Below are 14578 nucleotides of genomic sequence, written 5' to 3'. Positions count from 1 at the left end.
TTCCCATCGGTGCGGATTCGCGTGCACGGAGCGCTAAAGCCCATGTCGAGCGAACAACCAGATGACCTCAGCGAGCGGATCGCGAAGGCGCTGGAAGAACGCGAGGCTAAGGCTGCTGCGAAGCGGCGGAAACAGGCATCTGATGATGTGAGCGTCTCGGCCGGGGCGTATGCGCTGCGTTTCGGGATCGAATTTGTCGCGAGTGTGTTTGTCGGGGGCTTTCTGGGCTTCTGGATCGACAGGTTCGCCGGCACCCACCCCTGGGGCCTCCTGGTGATGGGCATGTTTGGTCTCGCTGCCGGCATCCGCGCGATCATCCGGGCCTATAACGAGCTGAATGCTCGGGCCCAAAAGTTTTCACCGGGGCCGCCAAAGGCCCCTGACAACGGAACGAACGACGCATGAACCTGATGCCGGCCATCGCGCTTGACCCGATCAAACAGTTCCAGGTGACCAAATGGCTCGACCTGAAACTCGGCAATATCGACATCTCGTTCACGAACGCGTCCGGCTTCATGCTGCTCGGCGTCGTGCTGGTGATCACCTTCTTCGGCATGGCCTCCCGCAAGGGTGAGCTGGTCCCCTCGCGCCTCCAGTCGGTCGCAGAGTTGGGCTATGGCTTCATTGCCGACATGGTGCGCAGCGCCGCAGGTGAGGAAGGGCTGAAATTCTTCCCCTTCGTCTTCACCCTGTTCTTCTTCATCTTCTTCGCGAACATGATCGGCATGGTCCCGTACGCGTTCACGACCACAAGCCACATCATCGTCACAGGCGCCCTCGCGCTCACCGTCATCCTGATGGTCATTGTGGTCGGACTGATGAAGAACGGCCTCGGCTTCTTCAAGCTGTTCGCCCCCTCGGGCGCGCCCTGGTACATCTACATCATTCTGACGCCGATCGAGATCATCTCCTTCCTGGCGCGCCCGCTGACCCTTGGCCTGCGTCTCTTTGCGAACATGCTGGCCGGCCACATCATGCTGAAGCTGTTTGCAGGCTTCGTCGTCGCCCTCATCGGAGCCGGCGCGGTCTATGTCCCGATTGCCGCCCTGGCCTTCGGCATGGGCGTGGCTCTCAACGCGCTGGAGTTCCTGGTCGCCGGCCTTCAGGCCTATGTCTTCGCCATTCTTACCTGCGTGTATCTCAACGATGCGCTTCACGCGGACCACCACTAGGAGGACCGCGGGAGTGCGTCACGATACCCCGCATCAAACTGCTTGACGGCGCACGGCGAACACGCTTCACGGGCGTCAAACAACCCTAACCCTTTTCCCTCAAAGGAGATACCTGATGGAAGGTAACATCACAGACGGTCTGAAGTATGTCGGCGCTGGCCTGGCTACCCTCGGCATGATTGGTTCGGCCCTCGGCGTGGGCAACATCTTCGCCAGCTTCCTCGACGCTGCCATGCGCAACCCGTCGGCTGCCCCGCAGCAGACCGGTAACCTCTTCATTGGTATGGCGCTCGCAGAAGCTCTGGGTATCTTCTCGGTGCTCATCGCCATCCTGATCCTGTTCGTCGCCTAATCATCCGCCCGCTTCGGCTGGTACTGACCGCGACGGAGATACGCCATGATACTCGCTTTCCTTGCTGAGACTGCCGTTCCAGGCGCCGAAGCGGCTTTCCCGCCCTTCGAAACCTGGCACATGCCGTCCCAGCTATTCTGGCTGGCGGTGCTGTTCACGGCGCTCTATCTCGCCCTGTCGCGGTATATCCTGCCGAAGATGTCGGACACGATCGAAAAGCGCGCCAATCGCGTGGCTTCCGATCTCGACGAAGCGGCCCGCCTGAACAATCAGGCGACCGAAGCCCAGAAGGCCCTGGAACTGCGCCTGGCGCAGGCCCGGGCCAAGGCGCGCGATACGGCTGAAAAGGCCCGCGAGAAGACCGAGGCGGAACTCGCCTCGGAAACCGCACGGGTCGACGCCGATCTCGCAAAGAAGCTCGAAACGGCGGACGCCCGCATCTCCAAGCTGCGCGCTGACGCCATGACCAATGTTGAGCAGATTGCCGTCGATACCGCAGATGCCATGATCGCACGATTTGGCGTCAGGGCCTCTCCGGCAGACCTCAGGAAGGCCGTCTCGGCGGCTCTGGAACAGGCATGATGAAGAAGACAGCGTCTCTCCTGATCGTTGCCCTCGCCGCTGCGCCTCTGGCGCACGCTGCTGAAGGCGGCTTTGTCGGCGGCCTGATGTACGCCGCCAAGGACCCGGTGTCCTTCGTTGCCTTACTGTGCATGGTCACCTTCCTGCTGATCGCTGCCCGCATGGGCGCGTTCAAGGCCATCCTGGGCGGTCTCGACACCCGCGCCGAGAACATCCGCAGGGAACTCGAGGAAGCCGCCAGCCTGCGTGAGCAGGCCGCTGAAGCCCTCGCCCTCGCCGAACGCCGGGCGCAGGACGCAGACAAGGAAGCGGAGGCCATCATCGACCAGGCCAAGCGCGACGCCAAGGCAATGCTCGAAGAGGCAAGGCGTGATCTCGCCGAGAAAATCTCCCGCCGCGAAGCCCAGGCCACAGCCCGCATCGCCCGCGCCGAATCGGAAGCTACCAACGAAGTCCGTCGCGCCGCGGCAGACGCCGCCACCCAGGCCGCACGCCGCATCCTGTCCGAACAGACCTCGGTGGATCAGTTCGAGGCTGCTGCACGTGACATCGAGCGCGCCCTGAGCTGACCTTCAGCCCGGCCCGTCCCAACAGGAAAGCCGCCCTCCGGGGCGGCTTTTTTGTCCTGAAGTGTCCCCGTTTGGCCCAAAGCGTCCAGCTTTTTGCTGGCTTTGGTATCACTCTGGCGCGTCTGTGAGGCTTTCGGTCGGGAGGGTGTCATCGACGATCTGCGGCTGCGTATCGTCAATGATCGGCCCCGTCTCCAGCACCGACAGGAGGGACCTCGGCACCGTCCCGGCCGGGCAGGTAACCGTGGCCAGACGGGCATTGGAGATGGCCGCCACCGCCGCCATCTGCTCACCCGAAGTCTCCGAGCGGAACGCCCAGGCGAGCACCAGCATGCCCACAATAGCTACAGATACAGCCGCAATTGCCCCCCAGCCTGCCCCCAGTTCGACCAGCGGATTGGGCTGCGCTGATGCCACGGGCGCAGGCGGCGTGACCGCTGCCGGGCTCCTGGTCCCGTTGGTCTTGAGCGAAGCGGCTGCCAGCGCCGCTGCCCCGATGGCATCCCGGGCCGGGGCCGGCTTGATGCCCAGATCCTTCTCACGCTTCCTGCGCGCATCTTCTGCTATCGGATCCTTGGGATGGGCGCCAATCCAGTCAGCGCGCTTGTCGTCGTCCCTGGAGCCAAGGTTCATCCATTCCCGCAGGCCGGAGCGGCCATCGCGGCGGCCAAGCTCCTCAATTAACTGGAAAAATCCTTCCGGTGTCCTGCGCGAGGTCATCCCCTCGAGGGGATAACGCTTCTCCTGCCGGAACGGCTCATAGGGGATCGTCTTGTCAATCGCGGCCTGAAGCAGTGTTCCGGGACGGGAATTGCCGACAGACGCCGCTGCCCGCACCCAGTCGCTTTTCACAGCGTTTTCGGACCAGAGCACCAGGACGGTCTGCGAACTGGTCGCGTCCCGGGCATCCTTGGGGTCAAACGTCTCATCAACCTGGTTCTGGTTGAACGCCACCTTGAATTTCAGGGACCTGAGCCGGCGCACTACCAGCTTGGCAATGTCCCGGTCTGCTACAGCAGAAACCAGAAAGACATCATAACTCATCGCACTCTACCTCGTTTAAGGCCCGATCCAGGGGAGATCCAAAGGATAACGACACAACGCATGAACGCCAGTCCCGCTGCATCCTAGCGATTTTTGTGCCTGTTTTTCAGGAGCGAAAGGGGCTAAGGCGCCCTTTCAGGAATTTTAGAGGTATTCGCCCCATGGGCTTCAAATGCGGTATCGTTGGCCTGCCAAATGTCGGCAAGTCCACCCTTTTCAATGCTCTGACGCAAACGGCAGCGGCTCAGGCCGCAAATTACCCGTTCTGCACCATCGAGCCGAATGTCGGCGAGGTCGCCGTTCCCGAGGCGCGCCTGAACAGGCTGGCCAAGGTCGCCGGCTCGAAGGAAATCATTCCTGCCCGCATGAACTTCGTGGACATAGCAGGCCTCGTTGAAGGCGCCAGCCAGGGCGAAGGCCTCGGCAACAAATTCCTCGCCAACATTCGCGAGACCGACGCCGTCATCTACGTGCTGCGCTGCTTCGAGAATGACGACATCACCCATGTCCGCGGCGTGGTTGACCCGATTGCCGACTTTGAAGTCGTCGAAACAGAGCTCATGCTGGCCGATCTCGACAGCCTTGAAAAGCGCAAGGCCAACATCATCAAGCGCGCCAATACCGGCGACAAGGACGCCAAGGCCCAGGTTGCCCTGATGGACCTCGCCCTTGCCGAGCTGAAGGAAGGCCGCCCTGCCCGTCGCGCGAAAGTTTCCGCAGACGATGTCAAAGCCTGGAACATGCTCCAGCTGCTGACCGCCAAGCCCATCCTGTTTGTCGCCAATGTCGACGAGGCCAGCGCTGCAACCGGCAATGCTTTCTCCAGACGGGTCGAAGAGCGCGCGCAGCAGGAAGGCGCCATCGCTGTCGTCATCTCGGCGCAGATTGAGTCCGAACTCGCCGTGCTGGACGAGGCCGAAGGCAAGGAGTTCCTCGAGACACTCGGCCTTGAAGAGCCGGGCCTTACCCGCCTCATCCGCGCCGGATACGAGCTGCTGGGCCTGCAGACCTACTTCACGGCCGGCCCGAAAGAATCACGCGCCTGGACCATCCACAAGGGCTGGACCGCGCCCAAAGCGGCCGGTGTCATCCATGGTGATTTCGAGAAGGGCTTCATACGCGCAGAAACGATCGCCTTTGAAGACTACATCGCCTGCGGCGGCGAAGTCGGCGCAAAGGAAGCCGGCAAGATGAGGTCCGAAGGTAAGGAGTACATCGTCCAGGACGGCGACGTGATGCTCTTCCGCTTCAACGTCTGACGCCGCTGTTCCTGCAGAATGCAAAAGGCCGGACCCGCTGAGGTCCGGCCTTTTTTATAGTCAGCAGAAGGCGCCGCCGTTACGGCATCGCCTCAAAGCCCGGCGTGTCTTCCACCGGCTTGCGGTTAATATCGACGCCCAGCATCAGGACGATTGCGGCCGCAAAGTAAATCGACGAATAGGTTCCGATCACGATCCCCCAGATCATTGCCACGCTCATCCCCTGCAGCACCGGGCCACCAAAGATGACGATGGCCATGACGGCGATGATCGTCGTGCCGCCTGTCAGGAAGGTCCGGGAGAGCGTCTGATTGGTGGCAATATCGATGACTTCGGTTGCGGGCATCTGCTTGTACTTGCGCCGGATTTCCCGGATGCGGTCAAACACCACGACGGAGTCGTTTACCGAGTAGCCGATGATGGTCAGCAGCGCGGCAATCGAGGTCAGGTCAAACTGGATCTGGAGCAGCGAGAACAATCCGATCGTCCCGATGGCGTCATGGATCAGCGCGGCAATGCCGCCAACAGCGTAGGCCCAGGTGTACCGGAACGCGATGTAGAAAAACATCATGAGCGTCGCCACGCCGAGGGCAATCAGGCCTTCGCGGAAGAGTTCGCCGGAAACCTTCGGACCGACCGAATCATTGCGAAGGATATCCTCGTCTGTCAGGTTGAACGCCTGCTTGATGGTTTTCACGACAAATGTGTTGGATGCAGCCGACGCGCGGTCGGCCTTCTCTTCATCCGTGAGCGCCGCAAATTCCGGTCCGAGCAGGGAGCCTTCGACTTCACCGAACCGGATGACCACCAGTTCGGCGCCATTTGCATCGGTTGCCGAGTTGACTGTCAGGCCGCCTGGGATCTGGCTGCGAACATCCGCGACGGTAACGGTATCTGTCTGCCGCAGTTCAACGACCGAGCCACCGGCAAAATCGACGCCCAGATTCAGCCCCCGCGTCATGACAAGGTAGATGGAGCCGACCATCATGATCAGCGACAGCACCACGCCCACATAGCGATAGCGCATGAAGGGAATCTTGGTTTCCTTAGGCCAGTATTTGATCAGCATGTGTCTGTCCCAACCTGCCTATACCGCGAGGCGCTTTGTCTTGAATGTCTTCAGCCAGAACACCGTCATCATCCGGGTGAAGACGAACGCCGTGAACACCGACGTGATGATGCCCAGCGCCAGCGTGACCGCGAAGCCCTTCACCGGGCCCGAGCCGAGCGAGTAAAGGATGATGGCGGCAAACAGGGTCGTGATGTTGGCGTCCAGAATGGTGATCAGCGCGCGTTCATAGCCGGCCTGAACAGCAGTCCAGATGGACCGGCCATTGTTCTGTTCCTCCCGCACCCGTTCAAACACGAGCACGTTGGCATCCACCGCCATACCGATCGTCAGGATGATGCCCGCAATACCCGGCAGTGTCAGCGTGGCCCCCAGTAGCGAGAGCGCGGCAAAGATCAGGATCACGTTCGCGACCAGCGAAAGCACGGCGAACATGCCCTGCAGCCCGTAAGCGAGGATCATGAAGAAGGCAACGAGCGAGAGCCCGACAACCGCCGCTCGGAAACCTGACTCAATCGAATCTTCCCCCAGCGTCGAGGAAACTACCCGCTGATCCAGGAACTGTACCTTGGCGGGCATCTCGCCGGCCGCGATGATCGCAGCAAGATCCTGGGCTTCCTCGATCGTGAACGAGCCGGTGATCCGCACATTGCCGCCCGGGATGGGCTCGTTGATGCGCGGCGCCGACATGATCACGTCATCGAGCACGATGGCAAAGAGCTTGCCCGAATTGTTGCGCGTCGTTTCGTAGAACTTGCGCGCGCCATTTGCGTTGAGGCGAAAGTTGATCTGCGGTCGGTTGGCTTCGTCATTGCCCTGGCTGGCCGTGGCGATGTCAGCGCCCACCACTTCAGGAATTTCGCGAACAAGAAGCGGTCCGGTCTCGGGCCCTTCCAGCAGCCGGAAACCGGGCTTCACGATGCCGGCCTGCGCCGAGGCGATATCAGCAGGGCTGGTTTCGACGAGGTTGAAGGTCATCCGGCCGTCACGGCTCAGAAGCGTCTTGAGGCGCTCGGGATCGGGCTCACCGGGCGCTTCCAGAACGATCCGGTTGTTGCCAGACGGCGTCAGCGAAATTTCTGCTACCCCGTCGGGGTCAACCCGGCGCCGGACGATGGTCATCGTCTTGGACAGGGCGTCTGCGAGCATCGCGCTCTCAGACGCGGCCGACACGCTCACAAGGATGCCATCCTGCCCGGCACGGGTCATTTCGAACGTCTTGCCGCCGGCAAGGCCGCCTTCGATGGGCCCGTTGATCCGGTCGAGCCGGCGCAGGGCTTCTTCGACAGGAAAGTTGCCATCAGCGTCCGGGCGGCTGAGCTTGATCAGCATCGTGCGTCCGCGAAGTTCCGGCTGGAAATAGATCGGCTCGCGGTCTGATGTACGGGCGAAGGCCGAACGGACGTCACGCGCAAACACGCTGAGACGGCTGCTGATCACTTCAGCCGGGGGTATTTCCATCTCCAGATAGACACCGCCGCGCAGGTCGAGACCGAGATTGACCGACTGCTTTGGCAGGAAGCCCGGCGCATTCGACATGTTCATGACGTTGGGCAGCGCCATGACAATGCCCCAGATGAGCACAACCAGGACGAGAAGGACTTTCCACGGCGGGAACTGTAGCATGGCGCGATCCTATGAAGACGGCAGTGGTCCGAAGATCAGTCGTTGGCCGGAACCGGCTCGGACTTGTTGCGCACTTCGAGAATCATGCCCTTGACGACGCGGACGCGGACATTCTCTGCCAGATCAACCGAGATTTCGGTATCGCTGACCTTGTTGACCTTGCCGATCAGGCCACCGGAGGTGACCACCGTATCGCCGCGCTTGACGGCGGCAATCATGGCGGCGTGCTTCTTCTGGCGCTGCTGCTGCGGGCGAATCAGAAGGAAGTAGAAGATCAGGATCAGCGGCAGGAACATGACGAGCTGCATGACCAGGCTGTTGGCGGGCGCGGCGGCCGGTGCGGCTTGCGCAACCGCGGGCATGGCCAGAGCCACCGAGATGAGAGCAAGCGTCAGAGGGCGGGCGGACATATCGGCAATCTCCAGAAAATTCGGCGTCAGAAACACGGAACTGAGGCGTATAGCTGGGCAGTCCGGGCTTGGCAAACTACCCCTGCAGGCGCCTCAAGCTGCAATTAAAGCACTTGCGCGCATCCTTCGATCAGCGGCGGCACCCACTGAAACAGGGGCCGCCGGTCGCGCTCGCTGCCTGAGGCAATCAGCCGGACCAGGACAGCCTGTCCGGCGGCGTCGTTGACCGGCGCAACGAGTGTCCCGTCCCGGGCCAGCTGCCCTGCCAGCCCCTCGGGCACCTCCGACACGGCGCCTGCCAGCACAATGGCATCATAGGGGCCCTGATCAGGCCAGCCCTCCAGCCCGTCCCCCTGCGACAAGGTTACGTTCGCGATGCCCAGCCGCGCCAGCCGGGCGCGGCCTTCCTGCGTCAGGCGGCAGAAGCGCTCCACCGCAAAGACATGTGCGCAAAGCTGCGACAGCAGTGTCGCCATGTAACCCGAGCCGAAACCGACCATCAGAACGCGCCCCTGCCGGTTCCGGGGAAGCGCCATAGCCTGGATCAGATGCGCCGTTGCCGAAGGCCGCAGCATCACCTGCCCGCAGGGGATCGGCAGCATCGCATCCTCAAACGCAAGCGCCTCCAGCGCTGGATCATCGACAAAGGCGGCCCGCTCTATGGTCTCCATGGCCGCCAGCACGTCGGGATCGGTCATCCCCTCCTGTCTCAGCGTGAGCAGAAGGCGAGCAGCACGAAACGGATCGGCGATCAGCTCTGCCATGTCTCCCTGAGTGTTTTCAGGAACGGTTCATGCGTCAAGTCCACATGCAGCGGCGAGATGGAGACATAGCCATCATAGATCGCCCGGATGTCGGTGCCTTCGTCGGGCTTGGACAGCTTCCCGCGATAACCGATCCAGTAATAATCATTGCCGCGCAGGTCTTCGCGCCGGTCAGTATGGATGATCGCCTCGTCGCGGAAGCCCTGCCGCGTGATCTGGATGCCGCGCACATCGCCGGGCTCCACGTCCGGGAAGTTCACGTTCATCACCACATCCTTAGGCCAGCGCATCTCCAGCAGCGGGCGGATCGCTCTGGCGCCCCAGGCCTTGGCCGTCTCCCAGGAAAGCGAGCCGCGCTCCCGGAAATTCTGCGCCTGGCTGAGCGCAATCGACGGCACGCCCAGCTGCATGCCGAACATGGCCGCTGCAATAGTGCCGGAAAAACTCGTATCCTCGGCGATGTTCTGCCCGCGATTGACGCCTGAGAGAACAAGATCGGGCATGTCTGGCATCAGGTCGCGCAGCGCCAGCAAAACAGCGTCCGAGGGTGAGCCGGCAACCGCCCACGCCTTTGCCCCGACCTTGCGCACGCGCACAGGCTGCGTCAGCGAAATCGCCCGCCCCTTGCCCGACTGTTCCTCTTCAGGCGCCGCGATCCAGATATCGTCGGAAAGCTCCTTGGCGATCTCCTCGAGCACGGAAAGACCGGGCGCGTTGATGCCGTCATCATTGGTCAGGAGAATTCTCATTTGATCTGCGTCACCCCGCCCATGTAAGGTACCAGCGCCCTGGGCACAGTAACAGATCCATCCGTATTCTGATAATTTTCCAGCACCGCCACCAGAGTGCGCCCGACCGCGAGGCCCGACCCGTTGAGCGTGTGGACATATTCGGGCTTCGCTTTGGGCTCCGGTCGGTAGCGCGCATCCATGCGGCGGGCCTGGAAGTCGCCGCAATAAGAGCAGGAGGAAATCTCCCGATAGGTGTTCTGCGAGGGCAGCCACACTTCAAGGTCATAGGTCTTGCGCGCGCCTGCGCCCATGTCACCGGTGCACAGCAGCATGCGGCGGAAAGGCAGCTCGAGGCGCCTCAGCACTTCTTCGGCGCAGCCGGTCATCCGCTCCAGTTCCTTCAACCCTTCTTCCTCATTCGCCACAATCGAGACCAGCTCCACCTTGTTGAACTGGTGCTGGCGGATCATGCCCTTGGTATCACGCCCCGCGCTGCCCGCTTCGGAACGGAAGCAGGGCGTATGCGCGGTGAAACGCAGGGGGAGCTGGGCAGCTTCGAGAATTTGTTCACGGACGAGGTTTGTGAGCGATACCTCGGCGGTAGGTGTCAGCCAATGATCCACAGTCGTGCGGAAGAGGTCTTCGGCAAACTTCGGCAGTTGCCCGGTGCCGTAGAGCGCCTGAGCGCGCACCAGAACCGGCACGCTCATCTCCTCATATCCGTGCTCCGTCGTCTGAAGATCGAGCATGAAGTTCGCCAGCGCCCGTTCCAGCCGGGTAAGCTTGCCGCGCAGCGCCACAAAGCGTGCGCCGCTCATCCGGGCGGCGGCTTCAAAGTCCATCAGCGGGAAGCCGCCCTGCCCTTTCAGCGCTTCGCCGAGATCGGCATGGTCCCTGGGATCATTGATGAGCCTTGGCTGGCCCCATTTATGTTGCTCGACATTGCCATGCTCGTCACTGCCCTCGGGCACCTCGTCCAGCGGCAGGTTGGGCAGGTCCATCAGCAGGTCATCGAGCGCCTTGCGCGCTTTCTCCTCGTCCTCGCCGGCTTTCTCGATTGCAGTCTTAGCGTCTGCCACCAGCGCCATCAGCTCGGCCGCGCGGGCCTCATCCTTCTGCGCCTTTGCCTGGCCGATCAGCTTGGAGCTGGCATTGCGCGCGCTTTCGGCGTCCTGCTTGGTGGTGGTCGCCTCGCGCCATCGCGCGTCCAGATTGAGGATGTCGTCCACCACCGAGCCCAATCCAGACTTCCGGCGGTTCCAGGCGTTGCGGAAAGCGTCGGGATTGTCGCGGATGGCGCGGATGTCGAACATGGGAAGCCTCAGGCTCTGGGGTCAGTGTCTATCGGGGAAGCGTCTAATCTGCGCCGCCCCCTCCTGTCCACAGGTCAGGCCCGGCTGGGCAGGGCCTCGGCCCCGGCATCTTCAGTCTCGTCTGCCTCATTGGCCTTGCCCGTCTCCGCCCCATCGGCCAGTTCGGCAGGCTCCGGCAGCTCTGCAGACTTGGCCGCCTCTGCCAGCAGGGCCAGCGGGCGGCGCTCGCGCGGCAACTCCCGCGCCTCGGGCGCGTCATCGGGCTCAGGCGGGCGCACGCGCTGCGGCGGCGGCGCCCCGGCCGGTTCCCGCCAGATCGTTTCGATCTTGTTCTTGCCCATTGTCGTCACCTCAATCGCGGGCTGCATCTGCGACAGGCGGCGCATCATCGCCGCAAAGTTCTTGTGGCCAAACCAGGGGCGCAGGCCCGCCTGATAGGTCGGCGAGAATTCCTGGATGACACTGAGTGCCCGCACGATGCGTGACTTTGACAGTGGCTGGTCGGGCATCCGCTCGCCCAGCTCCTTTATAATCGCCACGGCGCGCAGAGCTTCCGGCGGCGGCCCGTCCTTGGGCGCCTCGCTCGTGTCCAGCGCGGCGCGCACCCGCCCCATCAGCGCCGAGCGGCGCTCTTTCTGGAAGGTCAGGGGCGCAATCTGCGGCGGGGGCGCGCGCAAGGCATACCATTTGCGCTTTGCCCGCTCATAGCTGAACGCCGCCTTCAGCGCGCCGACATGGATGGCCGCGTCGGCATACTGGCTGAACAGCTCATAAGTCGGGTCGGTTTCCTTGCCGCAGGTCACCACCCGCAGGTCGCCGGCCTGCACCCGGTTCACCATCGGCACGAAATCGGAATCGGTCGTGAGGATCACGAACTCCTCGACATCCTCGTTCACAAGGGCGATTTCGATCGCGTCCATGGTCAGCACGATGTCGGCAGAACTCTTGCCCGCGCTGATCTTGCGCTTGGCCAGCGCCCGGCAGTTGAACGCAGAGAAACCTGCCCGTTCAAAGTCGGGGCGGTACTTGTCGAATTGCAGATTCCAGTAGACGCGCTTGTCGATGAAACGGCGGCGGCGGTTCTTCGGCGAGAAGGCACCATCCTCCAGCCAGAGCAGCCAATTGGGCAGCCCGCTGACAACCTCTTCACTGGTCGCGCCATAAATATTGTCGAAATCGACCAGCAGGACGCTTTTAAGGCGCGACACTCGGGAAGGCTCCTCGTTTCTCGGGAGACGGCGGTTTCTGTCCGGCGCCAACGTTCAACACCTGGCAGGAAATTGCAACGCCGCGACTGCAGGGAAATTTACTCGGCGGCGGCGGCCGCCTCCGCCTTCTGAACCTTCTTCTCGATCATCCGCACGCAAAAGATCGAAATCTCGTAGAGAAGGTAGACCGGGATCGCCAGCATCAGCTGGGAAATCGCGTCCGGCGGGGTAAACAAGGCCGCAAAGGCAAGGATGCCGACGATGGCATACTTCCGGCCCTTGCCGAGGCCCTGGGAAGTCACAATCCCGATCCGTGCCAGAAGTGTCAGGATCACCGGCAGCTGGAACGAAATGCCGAACGCCAGCATCAGCGCCATCACCAGCGACAGGTAATCGCTCACCCGCGGCATCATCCGGATCGTCGTCTGCGCCGCGTCCACCTGCTCCATGGAGATCGTGAACCGCGCCAGCATCGGCAGCATGATGAAATAGACAAACGCCGCGCCCAGCGAAAACAGGACCGGCGCAAAGACAAGGTAGGGCCAGAAAGCGCCGCGCTCGGTCTTGTACAGGCCCGGCGCCACAAAGGCATAGACCTGCCAGGCGATGACCGGGAACGCGATGAACACGCCCGCAAACAGCGCCAGCTTCAACTTCGCGAAGAAGAACTCCATCGGCGCCGTGAAGATGAATTCCAGCTTCGAGCCGCGTATGTCTTCGGCCATCGAGGCAAACGGCGCCACCAGCAGGTTGTAGATCTGGTCGGCAAAGAAGAACGCAAGGATCGTCGCCGCGCCAAGCGCCAGCAGGCTCTTGATCAGCCGCCCGCGCAGCTCGACCAGATGGCTGAGCAGCGGCGCCCGACTCGACTCCACCTCGTCGTCCAGGATCTCCGGCTGTTCGTCCTTTGGCGGGGCGTGGCTCATGCAGGGTCGCCTTTGGCCGGAGTGGCAGGGGGCAGCTCGTCCTTTGGCTCAGGCGCCACGGCCGGCGGCGAGGGGGGCGCCGGCTCGCGCATCACGGCAGAATTCACGTCCGCCTCATAGGCCGCCAGATCATCCTGCGCAGTTGTCAGCGTGTTGGATTTGCGAAGTTCCTGGATTTCCTTCTTGAGCTCGTCGAGCTCGCTCTGGCGGGCGATATCGTCAAACGCCGCCTGGAATTCCCGCGCCATGCGCCGGCCCTTGCCCATGATCTGGCCGATCTTGCGCATCATCATCGGCAGATCCTTGGGACCAATGATGATGAGGGCCGCAAGGCCAATCAGCAATATCTCGGAAAACCCTATGCCGGGCAGCATGGCTATCCGCCCTCCGGGCCAGTCATCAGGACGAGGTCTTCGTCTCGTCTTTCTTGGGCGTGATGTCGACCATGTCGTCCTTGGTCACCGGCTTGGTTTCCTCATCCTTGAGGCCCTTGCGGAACGCGCCGATGCCCTTGGCCATGTCGCCCATGATAGAGGAAATCCGCCCCCTGCCGCCAAACAGCAGCAGAGCGACCACGACCACGATCAGCAGTTGAATCCAGCTTGGCGCCATGAACGCGACTCCTCAGGTTTCCGATAGTATAAGGCCCGACCGCTGCTGGAACAATGGCGCGAAGCTGCTTATGAGGTTAGCCCATGCGTATAGCGACCTGGAATGTCAATTCGATGAAAGCCCGCCTGCCGACTGTTCTGCAGGTGCTGAGCGATATCAATGCAGACGTGGTCTGCCTGCAGGAACTGAAGTGCGAAACCGACGCCTTCCCCTATCTGGAGATAGAAGAACTGGGCTGGAACTGCGCCGTTCATGGCCAGAAAAGCTATAATGGCGTCGCCATCCTGTCCAAATTCCCCCTTCAGGATGTCACCCGCGAGATGTCCACCCTCAAGGACGATCAGGCCCGCTACATCGAGGCGACCGTCCTGGCAGACCGGCCTGTCCGCGTCGGCGGGCTCTACCTGCCCAACGGCAATCCCGCGCCGGGGGAGAAGTATGACTACAAGCTCGAATGGGTCGCCGCGCTGGAAGACCACGCCCGCAACCTGCTGACTGCCGAGGAGCCCTTTGTCCTGTGCGGAGATTACAACGCCATTCCCGCGCCGGAAGATTGCTGGGACGACACCGTCTGGAACACCGACGCCCTCGCCCTGCCCGAAACCCGCGCCGCCTGGCGACAGCTGAAGCATCTTGGCCTCACCGATGCCTTCGAGGCCTGCGACGGCCGGGCCCATCAATACACATTCTGGGACTATCAGGGCGGCGCCTTTCAGAAGGATCACGGTATCCGCATCGACCATGTACTCGCCTGCCCCCGCATGACCGACCGGCTCACCGGTATCGAAATCTACCGCAAGGCCCGCGCGATGGAGAAACCGTCAGATCATGTGCCAGTCATCGCGGTATTTGAGGACTGATTCACGCCCTCCCGCCTTCCGGAGCCTTCATGCCGCCACATGTCCTGCCGGTTGTGTTTCTGTCGATCTCCAACCGCTCAT

At 62.2% G+C, this 14578-nt stretch carries 18 protein-coding genes; 7 read left to right on the top strand and 11 right to left on the bottom strand.

Annotation, left to right across the window (positions count from 1 at the left end):
• Window positions 1-42 precede the first annotated feature (42 nt).
• From KG722_RS10855 to KG722_RS10835, 5 genes are all read left to right on the top strand, one after another.
• Window positions 43-405 carry an AtpZ/AtpI family protein gene (locus tag KG722_RS10855; RefSeq protein ID WP_213271800.1) on the top strand — a complete coding sequence of 121 codons (363 nt, stop codon included), beginning with the start codon at window positions 43-45 and terminating at the stop codon, window positions 403-405.
• 5 nt (window positions 406-410) lie between these two features.
• Window positions 411-1172 (top strand): F0F1 ATP synthase subunit A, encoded by a 762-nt coding sequence (locus KG722_RS10850; RefSeq protein WP_213271910.1) that lies wholly within the window; start codon window positions 411-413, stop codon window positions 1170-1172.
• A gap of 115 nt (window positions 1173-1287) precedes the next feature.
• Complete coding sequence (locus tag KG722_RS10845; RefSeq protein ID WP_011646921.1) at window positions 1288-1524, top strand: F0F1 ATP synthase subunit C; 237 nt, start codon at window positions 1288-1290, stop codon at window positions 1522-1524.
• Between the two features lie 45 nt (window positions 1525-1569).
• Complete coding sequence (locus KG722_RS10840; RefSeq protein ID WP_213271799.1) at window positions 1570-2106, top strand: hypothetical protein; 537 nt, start codon at window positions 1570-1572, stop codon at window positions 2104-2106.
• Window positions 2103-2675, top strand: coding sequence for a hypothetical protein (locus KG722_RS10835; RefSeq protein WP_213271798.1), 573 nt, complete (start codon window positions 2103-2105; stop codon window positions 2673-2675). Before KG722_RS10840 ends, KG722_RS10835 begins: the two co-directional genes overlap by 4 nt.
• Window positions 2676-2783: 108 nt before the next feature.
• On the opposite strand, the gene KG722_RS10830 is transcribed toward KG722_RS10835, so the two are convergent.
• Window positions 2784-3719, bottom strand: coding sequence for a hypothetical protein (locus KG722_RS10830; RefSeq protein WP_213271797.1), 936 nt, complete (start codon window positions 3717-3719; stop codon window positions 2784-2786).
• A 161-nt stretch (window positions 3720-3880) separates the two neighbouring features.
• On the opposite strand from KG722_RS10830, the gene ychF reads away from it, so the two are divergent.
• On the top strand, window positions 3881-4978 hold the full coding sequence (ychF, locus tag KG722_RS10825) for a redox-regulated ATPase YchF (protein ID WP_213271796.1): 1098 nt from the start codon (window positions 3881-3883) through the stop codon (window positions 4976-4978).
• A 79-nt stretch (window positions 4979-5057) separates the two neighbouring features.
• On the opposite strand, the gene secF is transcribed toward ychF, so the two are convergent.
• The 10 genes from secF to tatA form a co-directional block, all read right to left on the bottom strand.
• Window positions 5058-6047: a protein translocase subunit SecF gene (gene secF, locus KG722_RS10820; RefSeq protein ID WP_213271795.1), complete on the bottom strand. Its 990-nt coding sequence runs from the start codon at window positions 6045-6047 to the stop codon at window positions 5058-5060.
• Between the two features lie 18 nt (window positions 6048-6065).
• Entirely contained in the window at window positions 6066-7673 is a 1608-nt protein-coding gene (gene secD / locus KG722_RS10815; protein ID WP_213271794.1) for a protein translocase subunit SecD, read from the bottom strand.
• 35 nt (window positions 7674-7708) lie between these two features.
• Window positions 7709-8083, bottom strand: a complete 375-nt coding sequence (yajC, locus tag KG722_RS10810) for a preprotein translocase subunit YajC (RefSeq protein ID WP_213271793.1) — start codon at window positions 8081-8083, stop codon at window positions 7709-7711.
• 104 nt (window positions 8084-8187) lie between these two features.
• Window positions 8188-8847 (bottom strand): methyltransferase domain-containing protein, encoded by a 660-nt coding sequence (locus tag KG722_RS10805; protein WP_213271792.1) that lies wholly within the window; start codon window positions 8845-8847, stop codon window positions 8188-8190.
• Entirely contained in the window at window positions 8835-9596 is a 762-nt protein-coding gene (gene surE, locus KG722_RS10800; RefSeq protein ID WP_213271791.1) for a 5'/3'-nucleotidase SurE, read from the bottom strand. Before surE ends, KG722_RS10805 begins: the two co-directional genes overlap by 13 nt.
• A complete protein-coding gene (gene serS / locus KG722_RS10795; RefSeq protein WP_213271790.1) occupies window positions 9593-10891 on the bottom strand; it encodes a serine--tRNA ligase in 1299 nt (432 codons plus the stop codon). The genes surE and serS overlap by 4 nt, the downstream gene beginning before the upstream one ends.
• Before the next feature lie 74 nt (window positions 10892-10965).
• Window positions 10966-12099, bottom strand: coding sequence for an NYN domain-containing protein (locus tag KG722_RS10790; RefSeq protein WP_213271789.1), 1134 nt, complete (start codon window positions 12097-12099; stop codon window positions 10966-10968).
• A gap of 98 nt (window positions 12100-12197) precedes the next feature.
• On the bottom strand, window positions 12198-13025 hold the full coding sequence (gene tatC, locus KG722_RS10785; RefSeq protein ID WP_213271788.1) for a twin-arginine translocase subunit TatC: 828 nt from the start codon (window positions 13023-13025) through the stop codon (window positions 12198-12200).
• Window positions 13022-13399 (bottom strand): Sec-independent protein translocase protein TatB, encoded by a 378-nt coding sequence (gene tatB, locus KG722_RS10780; RefSeq protein ID WP_213271787.1) that lies wholly within the window; start codon window positions 13397-13399, stop codon window positions 13022-13024. The genes tatC and tatB overlap by 4 nt, the downstream gene beginning before the upstream one ends.
• A 25-nt stretch (window positions 13400-13424) precedes the next feature.
• Window positions 13425-13637, bottom strand: a complete 213-nt coding sequence (gene tatA / locus KG722_RS10775; protein ID WP_213271786.1) for a twin-arginine translocase TatA/TatE family subunit — start codon at window positions 13635-13637, stop codon at window positions 13425-13427.
• A gap of 83 nt (window positions 13638-13720) precedes the next feature.
• Between tatA and KG722_RS10770 the strand changes: the two genes are divergently transcribed.
• Window positions 13721-14497, top strand: coding sequence for an exodeoxyribonuclease III (locus KG722_RS10770; RefSeq protein ID WP_213271785.1), 777 nt, complete (start codon window positions 13721-13723; stop codon window positions 14495-14497).
• Window positions 14498-14578 lie beyond the last annotated feature (81 nt).

It is taken from the genome of Hyphomonas sp., from assembly GCF_018402285.1.
Taxonomy (GTDB): Bacteria; Pseudomonadota; Alphaproteobacteria; order Caulobacterales; family Hyphomonadaceae; genus Hyphomonas.
The sequence above is the reverse complement of the archived record's forward strand: the minus strand, read 5'-3'. Positions and strand labels throughout refer to the sequence as shown.